The organism is Methylocaldum szegediense, assembly GCF_949769195.1.
Taxonomy (GTDB): domain Bacteria; phylum Pseudomonadota; class Gammaproteobacteria; order Methylococcales; family Methylococcaceae; genus Methylocaldum; species Methylocaldum szegediense.
Genome location: NZ_OX458333.1, coordinates 1,313,759 through 1,329,677 on the forward strand (window position 1 = coordinate 1,313,759; position 15,919 = coordinate 1,329,677).

General features: G+C 58.6%; 16 protein-coding genes and 1 pseudogene. 8 read left to right on the forward strand and 9 right to left on the reverse strand.

What is annotated here, in order from left to right:
- The first annotated feature begins 144 nt into the window (after positions 1-144).
- From QEN43_RS05500 to QEN43_RS05510, 3 genes are read left to right on the forward strand one after another with little or no spacing between them, the layout of a single operon-like run.
- Positions 145-900 carry a WecB/TagA/CpsF family glycosyltransferase gene (locus QEN43_RS05500; RefSeq protein WP_026609038.1) on the forward strand — a complete coding sequence of 252 codons (756 nt, stop codon included), beginning with the start codon at positions 145-147 and terminating at the stop codon, positions 898-900.
- A 23-nt stretch (positions 901-923) separates the two neighbouring features.
- On the forward strand, positions 924-2,513 hold the full coding sequence (gene xrtD / locus QEN43_RS05505; protein WP_051331650.1) for a VPLPA-CTERM-specific exosortase XrtD: 1,590 nt from the start codon (positions 924-926) through the stop codon (positions 2,511-2,513).
- 29 nt (positions 2,514-2,542) lie between these two features.
- Positions 2,543-4,153, forward strand: a complete 1,611-nt coding sequence (locus QEN43_RS05510; RefSeq protein ID WP_051331401.1) for a glycosyltransferase family 4 protein — start codon at positions 2,543-2,545, stop codon at positions 4,151-4,153.
- A 105-nt stretch (positions 4,154-4,258) separates the two neighbouring features.
- On the opposite strand, the gene QEN43_RS05515 is transcribed toward QEN43_RS05510, so the two are convergent.
- The 6 genes from QEN43_RS05515 to QEN43_RS05540 form a co-directional block, all read right to left on the reverse strand.
- Positions 4,259-5,302 carry an MJ1255/VC2487 family glycosyltransferase gene (locus QEN43_RS05515; protein ID WP_026609039.1) on the reverse strand — a complete coding sequence of 348 codons (1,044 nt, stop codon included), beginning with the start codon at positions 5,300-5,302 and terminating at the stop codon, positions 4,259-4,261.
- Between the two features lie 19 nt (positions 5,303-5,321).
- Positions 5,322-5,801, reverse strand: a complete 480-nt coding sequence (locus QEN43_RS05520) for a hypothetical protein (RefSeq protein WP_317963793.1) — start codon at positions 5,799-5,801, stop codon at positions 5,322-5,324.
- A 96-nt stretch (positions 5,802-5,897) separates the two neighbouring features.
- A complete protein-coding gene (locus QEN43_RS05525; RefSeq protein ID WP_317963794.1) occupies positions 5,898-6,938 on the reverse strand; it encodes a glycosyltransferase family 4 protein in 1,041 nt (346 codons plus the stop codon).
- On the reverse strand, positions 6,895-7,704 hold the full coding sequence (locus tag QEN43_RS05530; RefSeq protein WP_026609041.1) for a UDP-2,3-diacylglucosamine diphosphatase: 810 nt from the start codon (positions 7,702-7,704) through the stop codon (positions 6,895-6,897). Before QEN43_RS05530 ends, QEN43_RS05525 begins: the two co-directional genes overlap by 44 nt.
- 73 nt (positions 7,705-7,777) lie before the next feature.
- Positions 7,778-8,563 (reverse strand): lysophospholipid acyltransferase family protein, encoded by a 786-nt coding sequence (locus QEN43_RS05535; protein WP_317963795.1) that lies wholly within the window; start codon positions 8,561-8,563, stop codon positions 7,778-7,780.
- Entirely contained in the window at positions 8,532-9,323 is a 792-nt protein-coding gene (locus tag QEN43_RS05540) for a GNAT family N-acetyltransferase (RefSeq protein ID WP_317963796.1), read from the reverse strand. Before QEN43_RS05540 ends, QEN43_RS05535 begins: the two co-directional genes overlap by 32 nt.
- A gap of 401 nt (positions 9,324-9,724) precedes the next feature.
- On the opposite strand from QEN43_RS05540, the gene QEN43_RS05545 reads away from it, so the two are divergent.
- The 5 genes from QEN43_RS05545 to tatC all read left to right on the forward strand — a co-directional run bounded on the left by QEN43_RS05545 (position 9,725) and on the right by tatC (position 13,396).
- Positions 9,725-11,167 carry an alkaline phosphatase PhoX gene (locus tag QEN43_RS05545; RefSeq protein ID WP_317963797.1) on the forward strand — a complete coding sequence of 481 codons (1,443 nt, stop codon included), beginning with the start codon at positions 9,725-9,727 and terminating at the stop codon, positions 11,165-11,167.
- Between the two features lie 70 nt (positions 11,168-11,237).
- Entirely contained in the window at positions 11,238-11,804 is a 567-nt protein-coding gene (locus QEN43_RS05550) for a hypothetical protein (protein WP_026609044.1), read from the forward strand.
- Positions 11,805-11,937: 133 nt separating this feature from the next.
- The gene (gene tatA, locus QEN43_RS05555; protein WP_026609045.1) at positions 11,938-12,153 is read left to right on the forward strand and encodes a twin-arginine translocase TatA/TatE family subunit; all 216 of its coding nucleotides are present in this window, start codon (positions 11,938-11,940) and stop codon (positions 12,151-12,153) included.
- 13 nt (positions 12,154-12,166) lie between these two features.
- Entirely contained in the window at positions 12,167-12,550 is a 384-nt protein-coding gene (locus QEN43_RS05560; protein ID WP_026609046.1) for a Sec-independent protein translocase subunit TatA/TatB, read from the forward strand.
- Positions 12,551-12,610: 60 nt separating this feature from the next.
- A complete protein-coding gene (gene tatC, locus QEN43_RS05565) occupies positions 12,611-13,396 on the forward strand; it encodes a twin-arginine translocase subunit TatC (RefSeq protein ID WP_317963798.1) in 786 nt (261 codons plus the stop codon).
- Positions 13,397-13,459: 63 nt separating this feature from the next.
- Here the strand turns inward: tatC and QEN43_RS05570 are convergent.
- The 3 genes and pseudogenes from QEN43_RS05570 to QEN43_RS05580 form a co-directional block, all read right to left on the reverse strand.
- Positions 13,460-14,592 (reverse strand): IS630 family transposase gene (locus tag QEN43_RS05570; RefSeq protein ID WP_156912635.1). Its coding sequence is split into 2 segments (ribosomal slippage): positions 13,460-14,160 and positions 14,160-14,592, totalling 1,134 coding nucleotides; the frame shifts between segments, so codons are not numbered across the junction.
- Between the two features lie 254 nt (positions 14,593-14,846).
- Positions 14,847-15,409, reverse strand: a pseudogene (locus QEN43_RS05575) (transposase); the annotation flags it as partial.
- A 28-nt stretch (positions 15,410-15,437) separates the two neighbouring features.
- The gene (locus QEN43_RS05580; protein ID WP_026609051.1) at positions 15,438-15,833 is read right to left on the reverse strand and encodes a M14 family metallopeptidase; all 396 of its coding nucleotides are present in this window, start codon (positions 15,831-15,833) and stop codon (positions 15,438-15,440) included.
- Between the last annotated feature and the right edge of the window lie 86 nt (positions 15,834-15,919).

Genomic DNA, 15,919 nt, shown 5'->3' on the forward strand with positions numbered 1-15,919 from the left:
CCGGGATAAGGCGAAGCCGTTCCCGGCATGCGGGATATGTATGAGCGCCGGAAACGCTAACGCCCTTCGTCTTCGCTCAGGACATGCTTATTCCGGCCTACATGTGCTGGATCGCGAGTTGGCTCATTACAGGGAAGGAAGGTTATGGATAACCAGAGAATCGATATTTTCGGCGTACCCGTAGATGCAGTCGATTTCCCCCGGGCGCTCGAGACCGTAGGCAAGCTTCTTGAAGGAGACCACGCCGGGTTCATCGCTGCCGTCAATCCGGAAAAGATCATGCGCGCGCGCGACGATGTCCGGCTACTCGAGGCCTTAAACAGCGCGAAGCTGCTTATTCCGGACGGTATCGGCGTGGTCTGGGCGGCACGCTGGCTCGGCCTGGGGCGTCTCAGCCGTGTGGCGGGCGCAGACCTGATGCCCGCGATCTGCGAGATCGGTGCGGCCCAGGGTAGAAAGGTCTTTTTGTACGGGGCTAGCCCGGACGTGAACGGAAAAGTGGCTCGCATTCTTCCCGAGCGGTATCCGGGGCTTCGTGTTGTCGGACATCAGCACGGCTATGTGCGCGAACCCGATATGCCCAAACTCGTGGCCGACATCAATGCCTCGCAGGCCGAAATCCTGTTCGTCGCCTTGGGAAGTCCCCGGCAGGAACTCTGGATGAGGCGGTACGTGCCGGAGCTCGCAGTGAAAGTCTGCCAGGGGGTGGGCGGCAGTTTCGATGTGATCGCCGGAAAGGTTCGGCGCGCGCCGCCGTTGTTCCAGCGCATGCACCTCGAATGGTTTTACCGCCTGGCACAGGAGCCTCGAAGACTTTCCCGCCAAGCCGAGTTGCCTAAATTCGCATGGCGCGTGGTGCGCATGAAATGGTCGAATCGGGTCGGCACGGCGCTGCGCTGACGCGGCGGCGTAGAGGACCGAACATGGTTCGAAATGTGGCGAGAGAAGCCCGGTCTGCGTCGAACCCGCACGCGTCAGGCCGGTTTTGGCTGAAAATCGCCGTGCTCGGCATCTTGATCCTGGTGATCTTTTTCGATGCCTTGGCCTATACCGTGAACATTTGGCTGAGCAGCGAAGAATACAGCCACGGCATCCTTGTTCCTTTCGTTACGGCTTTCCTGATTTGGCAAAGAAAGAACGATATCGCGGCTGCGAACTGGGTTGGCTACCCGCCCGGTTTGGGGTTGGTCGCTTTAGGGTTGGCGTTTTTCTTTCTGGGCGAATTCAGCGCGCTGTTCATCATCGAGCAGTACGCCTTTCTGATCGTGCTGTTCGGTACGGTTCTCGCGATTTTCGGGCCCGAGGTATTCAACTTGATCCGGGTTCCGCTGTTCTTTCTGTTCTTTGCGATTCCGCTGCCGAACTTCATTTATCAGGGCCTGTCCTCGAAGCTGCAGCTCCTGTCATCACAACTCGGAGTCGGCTTGATTCGACTCTGTGACATCAGCGTGTACCTGGAAGGAAACGTGATCGACCTCGGGGCTTACAAGCTGCAGGTCGTGGAAGCGTGTAGCGGGCTTCGATACCTGTTTCCGCTCATGGGTCTCTCGTTCATTTGCGCTTATTTGTTCAAGGCGGCGTTCTGGAAGCGTGCGGTCGTTTTTTTATCGAGCGTTCCTATCGCGGTGCTGATGAACGGCCTGCGCGTGGGGCTCATCGGGGTGCTCGTCGAGTATCAGGGGCGATCGATGGCGGAGGGCTTTCTGCACGATTTCGAAGGCTGGGCTGTTTTCATGGCTTGCACCGCCATTCTGATCGCGGAGATCGGCTTGCTGGCGCGGATCGGCGGGGACCGGCGGCCGCTTCGTGAGGTGTTCGGCATCGTCCTTCCGGGACCGCCGACCGGAGCGCCGTACCGGACAGCGAGAACGCCACGGGAATTCTGGGCGGTCGGGGGCATGCTGGCGCTCGCGGCCGGTTTGTCGCTGTCCTTGCAGCAGCGGGAGGAATCGATTCCGCCTCGAGCGCCTTTCGCCGAGTTCCCGATGGTAATGGACGCTTGGCAGGGGCATCGCCTGATCATGGATCCGCACTACGTCGACGCATTGAAATTCGACGATTACATCCTGGCCGATTTCCGCAGAGGCGACGCGCCTCCGGTCAATCTCTACACGGCCTACTACGCTTCCCAGCGCAAGGGGGAATCGGTGCACTCGCCGCGCTCCTGCATACCGGGTGGCGGATGGGAGATCAAATCCCTGGAAACGGTATCGGTGCCAGGTATCCAGCTGTACGGCGATGAGCTCAGGGTCAACCGAGTTCTGATCCAGAAGGGCGATGACAGGCAATTGGTTTACTACTGGTTTCAACAACGCGGCAGAACCATGACCAACGAGTATCTCGTCAAGTGGTATCTGTTCTGGGACGCGCTGACGCGGAATCGTAGCGACGGCGCCCTAGTGCGTCTTACCACCCGGGCGCCGGAGGGAGAGAGCCAGGCGGAGACGGAAGCACGTCTGGTCGGTTTTCTCGGCTCGCTGGTGCCGCGATTGGACCGGCATATCGCCAAATAGGACTCGGGGGCGATGCGGATCGCAGGTTTATGGTTCATTTTGTCGTCTTCCTCACCGCTCTATTCGTCACGATGGTACTGGTCGCGATGTTCATGCGGCTGGCGCCCCGCTTGGGGTTCGTGGACCTGCCGGACGGGCGCAAGATTCACCGCGCGGCGATTCCCCGGATCGGCGGCATCGGCATGGTCATCGGCGCGGTCGTTTCGGTGCTGGTTTGGCTCGATTTGAGCCGAAGCTGCGAGATGTTTCTGTACGGCGTCGGCGTGATCGCCGCTTTCGGCCTGTGGGACGACCGCGTCGATCTCGATTACCGCATCAAATTCGCCGGGCAACTCTTGGCGATTGCCGTGGTGGTCGGGCTCGGCGGGCTGGCAGTCGAGCGTTTGCCCGGGTTCGAAAACAGCGAGATACCCTGGCTGGTTTCCTATCCTTTGACCGTTTTTTTTCTGCTCGGAGCGACCAACGCCACCAATCTGGCGGACGGGCTGGACGGCCTCGCCGCCGGTCTTAGCCTTCTCAGCCTCGCCTGCATCGCGTTTCTGGCCGATCTCGCGGAAGGCGATGAACTGGTTTTCATCAGTCTCGCGATCATCGGCGCGACGCTCGGCTTTCTCCGCTACAACACCCACCCGGCCATGGTGTTCATGGGCGACACCGGCAGCCAGTTTCTCGGTTTCAGCCTGGGCGTGCTGGCGCTGATGCTGACCGAGCATGTGAACACGGCAGTCACGCCGGGACTCGCCCTGCCGATCCTGGGACTGCCCATCATCGACACTCTGATGGTGATGGGGCAACGGATCGCCGAAGGCCGCTCACCGTTCAAGCCCGACAAGAATCATTTTCATCATAAGCTGCTGGCCTTGGGATTCGATCAATACGAAGCGGTACTGGCCATATACGCCATTCAGTCCCTCTTCGTGATCTCCGCTTATCTGCTGAGGTACGAGTCGCTTTGGCTGATCGCCGCGCTCTATCTCGGTCTGAGCGCGGCGATCGTCCTGTTTTATCCGCTCGCGCGAATCACGGGCTGGCGCTTGCGTCGCGGCGTGTCACCGTTAACCGGCTTTCTGAAACGTCTTCGCGACCGAGTGAGGCTCGACGAAATCCCAGGTCGGATATTGAGCCTGCTCATTACCGGATTCTTGATCACCGGCAGCGTGACGGCCAAGGAGTTGGCGCCCGACATCAGGTATTTCGTCGCCGTGAGTCTCTCGACGTGGCTGGCCGCCCGCCTCTTGCGGCTGTCGATCGCCCGATGGATCGAGCGCTTCGTGATTTATGCCTGCGTCATCCTGGTAATTTATTCGATCGAGCTTTCCGCCATCATGGAACGACACGCTTGGCACCAGGGGCTGAAATATTTCTTCCTGGTCTTGGCGGGCGTCACCGCCGTGGGCGTGCGTTTCGCGAGACCCGATTACTTTTCCGTCACACCGTCCGATTTTCTGGTCCTAGCGATCTTGCTGGCAGCGGCCAACCTGCCGGTCTTCGACGAGGTGAACTTCGCCAAACTGGCGATTCAATCGGCGGTGGTGCTTTACGGTGCGGAATTCGTCCTTAGGAAGCGCAGCGCCGCTGCCCTTGCGATATCCGTGGGGGCGATGGCGGCCTTCGTGATCGTCGGGATCAAGACGTTTTAGGGAAGCTCTGAACAAGTGGATTCCGTTTCCGCCAAGCCTGGTTTGCCGTAGGAGCGTGACGAAAAGACTCCGGCCTTGAGTGCTCTTACCCTCCACGGCTCGAAATTACGCCTCGATTTTATGGACCCGGTTCCAAATGCCGTCCACCCAGGACTTGTCGACCCTGAGGTCACCTTGCATCAACCAGTCGACGATGGCTCGACCCACGTCGGGATAAGAGACCTGTGTGGCTCGACTTTGTTGCAACCAGACCTCGATCGTGTGGCCGTCCAAGCTTTGCATCACTTGTCCGAGTTGCAGGACCTCCAGGGCGAGCGCGTTGGAGAGTTGTTCCATCTGACCGCGCAGCGGCTTCACCAGAAGCTTCTTGCCGAGATGGAGCGCCTCGCTGGTCAATTCGAATCCGGAGTTGCAAATGACCCCGGCAGCCTCGGCGAAGTCGCGCTGAAATCCCTTGCGGGAAAGCGGCTTGATCTGGATGTGTCCGGGCCGTGGATGGCGTTCATCCGCCATAGTCGAGCTGTAGATGTGGAACTGGTGGTGGCGGAACGGTTTCAACAACCGTACGACCTGGTTCACGTCTTCGAAGGGTAGGTAAACGACGATCTTGTCCGGCTGGACCTCGGCCGGTTCGAACTCGGTCTCGATGATGGGCGGGAGAATGGGATGGTGGAAATGATGCCAGTGCACGCCCAAAGCGACCGTGACCGGGGCGAAATACCGAAGTACCAGGCGTCCCAGAATATCCGCCCCCGCTTTGGGGATGTCGTAGGCGAACGCATACTGATGGCCGATGCCGACGGTCTTGATGCCTTGGAGGCGTGCGGCCCAGGCGGTGACCGGCTCGAAATCGCTGATGACGACGTCGTATGGGCTCAAGTCCAGTGTCTTGACGTCGCGGACGAAGGTCGCGAGATTGTTGCGGAAGGCGGTTTTGAGGTAACGCATACCGCCGGCCTTGGTTTCGAAGGTGAGTCCGGCACGCCATTGGTAGTCGCCGAAGATATCCATTTCGAACAGCTTTTCCCAAGGGCGGCCGGTAAACAAGTAAGTGACCTCGGCTCCGGCCTCCTTGAGCTTGGGCGCGAGCACTCGTGCTCGGGTGATGTGGCCATTGCCGGTAGCCTGAACGCCATAGAACACTTTCACGTAAGCTGGATCTCTAAACTCAAGAAAGACAATAGGATTCCCATCGGCGCGCCGACCAGCGTGCCGGTGGGGGATTGGACGCCGAGCACGACTCGCGCCATGTCCATTGGCACCGGTGAGGTGATCGCGAGAGGCGCGAGGGCCTCGCAAAAAACTCAGCAAGATTGCCGCGAAGAACGCCGCCGAGGTGTGGTCGGACGGAATGACGAAGCTCGGGATGTTTGGGCTCGGTCTGAGGCGGATTGCGGCGGCACAGATTTTTGAGGAAGAAATAAAGTGGCCGTTCGATCGCGAAAACCGCTAGCGGACAGGCTAGCAAAGCCAATTCGGCGGGCTTTCCGTTTAAGGTCAGGGCTAATCCGGGGATCAGGTACAAGTGACAGTCGCTGTTGTAGGACACGCGTTGCGCGCCGCTTACCAGGATGCGTTGGGATCTCCGTCGTGTAACCCAGAGGAACAGATCGACGTCGTAGGTTTTTGTCGCCTGCATTAGCTTCATGGCACGCTGATCTCCTGTGCTTGTTGCAACACGTTAGCTGGGATGGATGACGGTTCCGTGACGAAAAAATGAAGAAATGATGACGATGCTCGGAAATCAGGAAGATCGCTGCCACCATGCCGCCGAACGCGGTCCATTCTTGGGAATGCGGGCGAGATAACGCTCGAACTGTAGGGCGCAGTCGCGCCAGGAATATTGGAGAGCGTATCGGCGGCAGTCTTCGGGGTCGAGTTGCAGTGCCTCGGTAATCGCTTTCTTGAGGTATTCGTCCAGACAGCCGACCCGCCGGCTCAAGATCACGTCCTTGGGACCTTCCACCGGAAATGCCGCCACCGGAACACCGGATGCCAGTGCCTCCAGCATGACCAGACCGAAGGTGTCGGTCCGGCTAGGAAAAACGAAGACGTCGGCGGCCGCGAGATAGCGTGCCAGTTCCTCTCCGTACTTGTAACCGACGAAGTGTACCTCGGGGTACTTGCGTTCCAGTTCCTGCCGTTGCGGCCCGTCGCCGACGACGTACTTGGTACCGGGTATATCCAGTTCGAGGAACGCCTCAATGTTCTTTTCGATGGCCACCCGCCCGACGTAGAGCATCACCGGGTGGGCATCCGGGAGAAAGTCTTTGCTTCGGGGACGGAATAATTCCGTGTCCACGCCGCGCGACCACAAGACCGGATTCTTGAAGCCCCGTGCCTTCAGTTCTTCCAGCAAGGCAGGGGTCGCCGCCATCACGCGTACGCTCTCGCTGTGAAACCAGCGTAAATAGGCATAGCCGACCGAGAGCGGCAGACCGGTGCGAAGGTGAATGTACTCGGCGAAGCGGGTATGGAAAGAACTCGTGAAAGGAAGCCCGCGCTGCTTGCAATAACGCCGGGCGGTCAGTCCGAGCGGGCCTTCCGTGGCGATGTGAATGGCGTCGGGTTCGAAGCGGTCGAGCCGGGTGCGGAGTTTCGGTCCGCAGCCCAGCGCCAGCCGGATTTCGGGATAACCTGGACAGGGCCAGTTTCGAAACAGGTCCGGCGTAAAGGTTTCGACTGAGTGTCCGATGGCGTTCAATTCATTGCAGACCGCGCGGAGCGTGGTGACGACGCCGTTAGTTTGTGGTAGCCAGGCGTCCGTTATCAGCGCGAGTTTCAAGCGCGGAGTCCTCCAGGAGTTGGGTGCTTTCTTCCAGCCAGCGGATGACGGACAGTGCTCCGGCATGGCTTTCCACCAGAGCCGTGCAACTTTCCACCCAATCGCCGCAGTTTCCGTACAGTGTGCCGTGCTCGGTCGTTCGAATGGTGGCGTGATGGATATGGCCGCAAATCACGCCGTCCAGATTCTGTTCATGGGCCTCGTGGATCAGTACCCGTTCGAAATCGAAGATGAAGTTCACCGCATTCTTCACTTTGTGCTTGACGTAGGCCGACATCGACCAGTACGGAAAACCGAGAATGCGGCGGACATGATTGAACCAGCGGTTAACCTCGATCAGAAAGTCGTAGGCACCGCTGCCCAAAACCGCCAGCCAGCGGCTGGAGCAGACCACGCCGTCGAACTCGTCGCCATGCAGCACCAGAAGCCGGCGTCCGGTCGCCGTCTCGTGGACCGCGCTGGCGTGGATCTCGATGCCGTTGAACACCGTGCCGATATAGCCGCGGAAGATTTCGTCGTGGTTGCCCGGAATGTAAATCACCCGTGTGCCCCGAGCCGCCATCGCCATGACGGTGCGGACGATCTCGTTGTGCAGGCGGGGCCAGTAAACACCGCTCTTGAGCTTCCAGAAATCGATGATATCGCCCACCAGATAAAGGCGTTCGCATTCGATGTGCCGCAGAAAATCGAGGAGATATTCATCCTTGCAGCCCCTCGTCCCTAGATGTACGTCGGAAATCCAAACGGTACGGTATTTAAGCTTCATGGATTGCCCTTGCAGCGGTTGAAACGAGCGAAGACCTAAATTCGCGCTTCTTAAAAGCGCCGTGACGAAGCGGTTACGAAGTCATGATGCCCAGCCAGCGTGACGGAGCCTCGGCACCCAGCGCGGTAGCGATCTGGCGACGAGTGGTCTGCGCCAACTCGTTCGGTCCTGGTCCAGGAGGAACGGTAGGGCAATAGCGCAAATCAAGATCGATCCGATCGAGCTTGAGGATGCCGAGGAGGTGCGGTAGAAACGCGTCATCCCCGACAAACGGAGCGCACCGCGCCGCTTCGCCCTCATAACGTAGAGCGACCGCCTGGACGCGGACTCTCGCCCGCTGCGCAGGGAGGAACAGCTTGCCGTGGAAGCGCAGCACCCGGTTGCCCGTGGAAGTTGTGCCTTCCGGGAACAACACGAGCCGTTTGCCCTGACGTAACTGCCATACCATCCGCTCGGCCACGACTGCGCTCTGCGCGGCATCGCCTCGTTGAACGAAGAGCGTGCCGATTCGTTTCGCGAGATAGCCGAGAACGGGCCAGTCGGCGACTTCACGTTTGGCGATGAACAAACAGGGGCCTTGCGCGCCGATAGCGATGATGTCCAGCCAAGAAACGTGGTTGGCGACGATCAACCCGGCGAGCGGATCGGGCCGACCGTGGATGTGGAGACGCAGATTGAGAATCCGGCAAACGGCGCGATTCCAGGTCACCATGATGGCATCGTTCCATTGGGTTGCCCGCCTCCCCGCCAGAAAGATCCGCGCTGCCGGCATGAGCACGCTGACGGCTACGATGCCTGCCGCGAACATGGCGGCGACCGCCAGAACCCTAAACCACTGCCGCCAGCGCTGCACACGCATTTTCCTGCTTGCTGGCGATGAAGCGCTTCTCGTAGCGGGTCTGCATACGGGAAAGGTCCAGCAGGATGAATACATCCATGACGCCGAAGTCCTCGTCCCAGAAAGGCTCGCCCAGGACCCAGCAGCCCAGCCTCAGATAGGCCCGCAACAGAGGAGGAATGCCGCTTTCGTCCTGAACGCAGCGCTTATGTTCGGGCACCGGATTTCTTGCTTTTACCATCAGTTCGGCCGGGCCGAACTGGCTCGGCTCGATCCGGCGGTAAACCGCGTCGACCGCGAAGCCGCGAGGTCCCGGCGGGATGCTGGCGCAGCCCATCAAATAATTGAAACGACCGTTGTAGACATAGTCCGCCAGTCCATTCCACAAGGTCCCTAGAACCACGCTGCCGCGATGGGACGGATCGACGCAGGTGCGGCCGATTTCGAGAAAACGTCCGGGCAGAGCCAGAACCCTGTCGAGATGGAATTCACTCTCGGAATAAAACCGCCCCAGCCGCGCTGCCTGAAGATCGCTCAGCAGACGGGTACAGGCGACGATCTTTCCGGTTTGGCTATCGCGTACCAACAAGTGGTCGCAGTAGTCGTCGATCTCGTCATCATCGAGACCCTCGATCCTGGAGTGCAGGCGAGCTCCCATCTCTTCGACGAACACGTGGTAGCGCAGGGCTTGGGTCGCGCGGATGGTCGCCGTATCGTGGGCAATTTCGGAGACGTAGCGGCGAGGGCGGGACGAGAGAGAAATGGCGTCTTGTACTGACATGCAAGCCTTCCGTCTGTGCTTCGATGGAGCGGCACTTTACGGAAGCGGTATGACACCAATATTGCGGTTGGGTGACGAATGGATGACAGCAGTTGGGGATGGAGGGCGTTATGGCGGGGTGTCGAAGTTCGCGTTTTATCCCAGTCTCGGATGAATCCTAGGGAAACCTGTTCATGACGGCCCCGGAGGTGCGAGCGAAAAGCTTCCTGCGGTATTTCATGCTGTCCCAAAGGACGTGAAACCGCCCGCAGACGTTCATTACCGATTTGTAACCAAACCTTAACGGCTTTGACATCCTGCCTCGGCATCATGTGACCGGGTTAAAGGCTCAGCGAGCGTTAACCCCTGAAAACTCAATGGAAAAAACCCGTTCCTATTACAAATTTAAGAGGGAGACACTCATGAACAAATCACAAACGGCCACGTTAGCGGACCGAGTTCCTTTCGATCAGCTATCCATTCAACCCGTCATTAGCCGACGGGATTTTGTAAAAGGCAGCGCGGCTGTTGCCGCGTCGACTGCTTTCGCGGCACTGTCGAATCGCGTCAGCGCGGCGCCGTTACCTTTTTCGGATGACTATGGGCCGCTACAAGTGACCAACTGCAAAGCGACCGGGTTGCCGCTGTTGGCGTTGCCGGAAGGTTTCGAATATATCTCGTTTGGCTGGACAGGACAGCCGCAGAGCGACGGAACGATTACGAACTCGCTCCATGACGGCATGGCGGTAGTCGCCGCGCGCGGAAACACGATCGCATTGGTAAGAAATCATGAAGTCGGCAGCACCTCGGGCCGCAAAACCCATCCTGTCGGCAATCGCGGGGTTTATAACCCGGCGCAAGGCGGCGGCACGAGCACTTTGCTGTTCGATATCATCAAAGGCGAGTTCGTATCGTCCTATAACAGCCTCGGCGGCACGATCCGCAATTGTGCCGGCGGCCCCACGCCATGGGGTACTTGGCTGTCATGCGAAGAGACTTTTCACAACTGGGGGGTCGGCAATCAAGGCTTCAATCACGGCTATGTGTTCGAAGTGCCCGGCTTCGGCATTTCGGACGGCAAGCCGATCCGGGAAATGGGCCGTTTTTCGCACGAAGCGGCGGCGGTCGATCCGGCAACCGGCTTCGTCTACCTAACCGAAGACACTGGCACATCCGGTTTCTACAAGTTCGAGCCTGAAGGTAGCTGGGGCGATCTGAAAGCCGGCGGCACCTTGTATGCGATGGTATTGAACAACACGCCCCGCTTGGACACCCGATTCGCCACCCAGGGTACCGTTTGGGACGTAACCTGGCAGGAAATTCCCGATCCCGATGCCAAGAGCGAACAATGCTTCGCACAAGCGAACCATGCCGCGATCATATCCCGTGGAGAAGGCTGCTGGTACGACCACGGCAAGATTTATTTCTGCGCGACTGACGGCGGCCCGGCCCGCCTGGGACAGATTTTTTGCTACGACCCGCGTGCGGAAACCTGCACATTGATCTTCAATTCGCCCGACGGCAGCGCCGTCAACGGTCCCGACAATATCGCGGTAAGCCCCAGGGGCTCGATCCTGATGTGCGAGGACGGCAGCTCAAACCCCAAACGCTTGGTCGGGTTAACCCAAACCGGCCAGACATTCACCTTCGCGGAAAACCGGATGGCCTTTCAGTCCGGTTGGATCGACGCGATCGATGCGGCTTATCCCGGAACCAAGGCAGGCTTCCTTTCCAGTCCTACCGGCGATTTCCGAGGCAACGAATGGGCCGGCGCAACATTTCACGGACGCTGGCTGTTCGTCAATATCCAGACGCCGGGCGTTACGTTCGCCATTACCGGTCCTTGGGAAAACGGCGCTCTGTAAGCGAAGTTAGGGGAATCGCCAGCAATGCGATTCCCTTCTCGATAGCGTTCCACTTGAGAGGAGTTTAATGATGAATCCGTTTCTTGGCGTAGCGAGTCTTGTCGCGTTACTGGCGGGTGCCTCGGTGTCCAGTGCAAGCATTATCGGCGACGTCACCGGCGGCGGCGTGTTTTCGGATGACGTCTCGACTGCGGACGGTTGGGTTCTGAACAGTTCCGCGGGCAACGGTGTGGATTTCTGGACGCTGACAATCGACACACCCAGCTATCTGAGCGTGACGGTCGACGCCGAAATCGATTTCGGCATCAGCGTGTATCGAGGCGCGGTTTCCGATTCAATCGGCTTTGCCTTCGACAATGCCGCCAGCTTCGAAGACCCCGTGACTTTCGAATTCGGTACTTTCATTGCCGGTACCCCGAATCTCGGTTTCGCCGGCAGCAGCCTGGAAGACATATTCTTATCGACCTCCGGTATCTATACGATCGCGGTCGGTGGTTCCGATTTCGGGTTTGCCGCACCTTATCCATATGACTTGGCGGTCAATGTTTCGGCCGTCCCGCTTCCTTCTACAGCATGGCTGTTTTTTTCCGGACTGGCAGGTTTCCGAGGTTGGGCCAAGAGGCGCACTACAGCCTAGACAGGGGGTATTTGGCAGCCATCGACCGGGTGCCCGATCGTCCGCTCATTGCGGCAAATGCTCCCGGTCATGATGCTGCAACAATTGGCTGCTTTTATGTATGCACGTTCACAATGCACCGGAGGATTGCGCGATGGGTTTAAGTATCTGGCAACTGTTGTTGGTCGCGGTTTTATTCCTGCTGATGTTCGGCCGGGGCAAGATACCCGCTCTGATGTCGGATCTGGCAGCAGGTATCAAGAGCTTTAAGGCCGGTCTAAGGGAGGACGAACCTGAAAGAACCGCGGCATCGAATCAGTTCGATCATCCCAAAACCGTATCAAAGTCGGCCACATCGACAAACGATTAACCAGGTTTGGCATATGTTCGATTTAGGATGGACGGAACTGGTTTTTTGCGGTGTATTGGCTTTGATCTTGGTCGGACCGAAGGACTTGCCCAAGCTGATGCGTTTAATCGGGGGTATCGTTAGACGCATAAAATCGTTATACCGCGACGTGCAAATGGGCCTCGGAACCCTGGAAAAGGAGATTGATCTCGCCAGCGGAGCCGATACTACGGAATCGTGGGTCGGCTACGTACCGGAGGAAATACGCAAGCTGCCGGAATATCTTCCCGAAAACTATGTTCCCGGTACTATGAGCGCCGAGGAGCATGCCAAACGACGCGAGAAATACGAACTTAAATTGCAAGAATTAAAGCAATTGGCCGCGGAGCGAAGAGCCGCCTCGGAAGCGCCCAAATAATATTTTGTATGTCCGCGCTCACCGCGTTTCCCATCCAGCCGTTCAGTAGATCCCTGACCAATGAGCGAAGAATTAGATCTGTCGAAAGCCCCTTTACTCACGCATTTGATCGAACTCCGCAGAAGGCTGATTTACTGTCTGTTATTTTTTGCCGCCGCATTTGCGGTCAGCTACAACTTCGCTGACAAAATCTACTCGTTTCTCTTGCAACCGCTGGAACAGGCGTTCGGAATCGTTGAAAACCGCCGAATGATTTATACCGGTCTGCACGAGGCATTCTTTACTTATTTGAAATTGTCTTGCTTTACGGCGTTTTTTTTCACGATTCCGTTGATCTTGATTCAGGTCTGGCGCTTCTTGGCGCCTGGTCTCTATTCCCATGAGCGGAGGTCGCTCTTTCCGCTGTTCTTGATGACGCCGATTCAATTCGTGGCCGGTGCGACATTGGCTTTTTATGTCGTAATGCCACTGGCCTGGTCGTTTTTTATCAGTTTCGAATCGATCGGCGGCGAATCCTCGCTTGCCGTCGCGCTGGAAGCGCGCTTAAGCGAGTATCTGAACATCGTCATTCAGCTGATCATTGGTTTCGGGCTTTGTTTTGAGTTGCCTATCCTGTTGATGATCTTGGCCAAAGTCGGCCTGATTTCGGCAAGTTCGCTGATTGAACACCGCCGCCACGCAGTAGTCTGCATATTTCTAGTCGCCGCGTTCATTACCCCGCCCGATTTGATATCGCAAATCGCACTCGGCACACCTATCGTGTTGCTCTACGAATTGTCGATAGTACTGATCAAACTGACCCAAGCCGATGCGACCCGCCAGATGCGGAAGCGAGCGATGCAGTAACGACAACGCAAGCGGCCATTTAAGCGGCACCTTTCCTGGCTTGAATGTCGCTCTAGTGCTCTGTCACCCGTCATAAGTGGGGTAGAGTTTGCGAAGTTTGATTCGGGCCTCTTTGGTGGTGAACTGCCATTGGGCTTTCACTTGGGTCTGGTTGCGGCGCTCGGTCCAGGCCTTGAGGTGTTGCTCCAGATCGGCCCGCTCACCCACCCGCTCGGGCAGATCGCGCGCCAGGGCACTTAAACCGATTTCGGCCCTGTCCAGCCAACTGCCGTGCTTGGGCGTGTGATGGATCTCCAGCCGTTCGGCGATCCGGCGGGCTTCCTCGGGCGCAAAGGCCTCGTACAGGCTGGCGGTCGAGTGGGTATTGAGCTGATCCATCACCAGTACGACTTTGTCGGCCTCCCGATACCGGCCATCGACCAGGTCGCGGACGACCTGGGCAAAGTCCTTCCGGGTCCGGCCCTCGGTGATCTGGACTTCGCGCCACCCCGCCAAAGGCTCGAAGGCCAGGAACAGGCTCGCCACGCCATTGCGGACATAGACGCTGTCGTAGCGTTCCACCTGACCCGGTGCGGGCGGAAGCGGCTCCCGGACTTCACCCATCAATTGAGTGAAGGTCTCGTCCAAACAGACCACCGGCCGCTCGGGTTGATAGGGCCGTTGATAGACCTCCAGCACCTCTTCCATGTGGGCGACGAATTCGGCCGAGGCTTCGGGCGGAATCACCCACATCTTGCGCCGATGCGGTTGGAGTTCGTTTTTTTGAGTACGCGCCGGACCGTTTCATGCGAACAGGTTTCCGCGATTTCCAATTCGACCACTCGCTCCGCCAGCAGGCGCAGGGTCCAATGGGTCTTGCCTAAAGGCGGCGCGGAACAGGCCAGCGCGATTAACCGGGCTTCCTGGGCGCCATCCACAAGACGGGGGTACACCCGTTCGCTGGGCTTGGGCGCCAAGGCCGCTTCAAACCCCTGTTCGACGAAGCGTTCCCGGACCCGTTCGACTGTCCGGACGCTCACATTCAGCACCGATGCGACTTCGGCATCCGTGCGCTTGGGGCCGCCTTCGGCTTCGTCCGCCTGCAGTAGAATCCGGGCATGGGCCAGCTTCCGGGCCTCACCCTTGCCTTTGCCAATCAGTCCTTCCAACTCTTGCCGTTCCTCTGGGGTTAGCGTCACACGGTACTTCTTGGCCATCGTCGTCTCCCTGCCGTGGCTCAGCCACCCTGGCTGGCCTCCTTTCCATTTGACTCGTCAATCGAGAAGTGATGCAGCACTAGCCCGAATATTTCATCAACTCCCTCTAGCGGGCTGCAGTAGCAGGGTGGTGGGCTCAAAGGCGTGCGATTAGGAAGACAATAGGGCAAAAAGGAGCGGGTTTCTGAACAATAGACACAATTCCCCCTTACCCCCTGGTTTGTCATCGTGCCGAGGACCGCACTCGGGCCAGGTCAGGTCGCGAGGATACGGGCGGCGGTGAGGAAGGTCTCGCGCAGAGGATGGTGCGAGGCGAAGAGGATAGGAATGCGGCGCGTATTGCGCACCACCGAGGCGCCGATTTTGAGCAGGTTCACCCGAATCGTCGCGGCAGTTGCCCGCGCCAGCTCGGTGCCGGCGAGGGCGATCTCGCGCAGGCGCTGCATCAGCGTATATGCGAGGGCGGCCCACAGCAGGCGCAGCGCGTTCGCGAGAAAGGTGTGGCAACTAGCGCGGTGCCGAAGAGGTCCAGTTGTGTTTCCTTGATCCGATTTTGTTCGCCGCCTCCCTGCGGCTCACCCCTTCGGGGCTTTCGCTCTCGTTCGATCCGATCGAATGGGTCCGCTTCGCCGCGGAGGCAGTAGTGGTGGTCACAGAGGGCATCTGCCGGAAGGTCAAGGTGGGTCACCACGAAGCGGGGATTGGGGGCTTGGCTGCCAAACTCCAGGCGGGTGACGAGGCGCCGTTCGCGGTTCCACGAGTCGGCGGCGTAGCGGAATTCATGAATACGGCGCGGCTTGAGGCCGGTTTCGGTAAAAGCGGCTTTAGTGCCAGTGGCACCTTATTTAGCTCTTCGCATACCACCACTCCAATCCCTGCCGCCGCAACCGTTCTCGCTCGGCTTCGTCGAGTTTGGTCCAGGGTTCCGGTGAGCGGACAGCGCGGTGGAAGAGATCGAACAGGAGGAGATGGCGTCTTAGCGTCCGCCGCACTCGGTGGGGGAGGTGGGGGTTGAAGAAACCATGGGCGGAGAAAGCTTGTGACCAGTTCTTCTTCACCCAAAGCCACGAACCCAGTTCCAGCGTGAACGGAATGTAGTGCCCCTCCGGTTGGACGGCTCGGTATTCCTCGTAGAGATAGTCCCACAAGTCCCCGTGGGCGAGATAATGGCGGGATTGCGGCTCGATGCAGTAGACGTGGTTGGGATGGGTCGTGTCGATCAGACGTTCGCTGCGAGACATGGAGCGAGTGAGCGAGCGAGTCGAGTAGCCCCCGGAAGCCCGAGCGCCGGGTGTGAGACCGAAGGTCGACGCGATAGCGGCGGTCG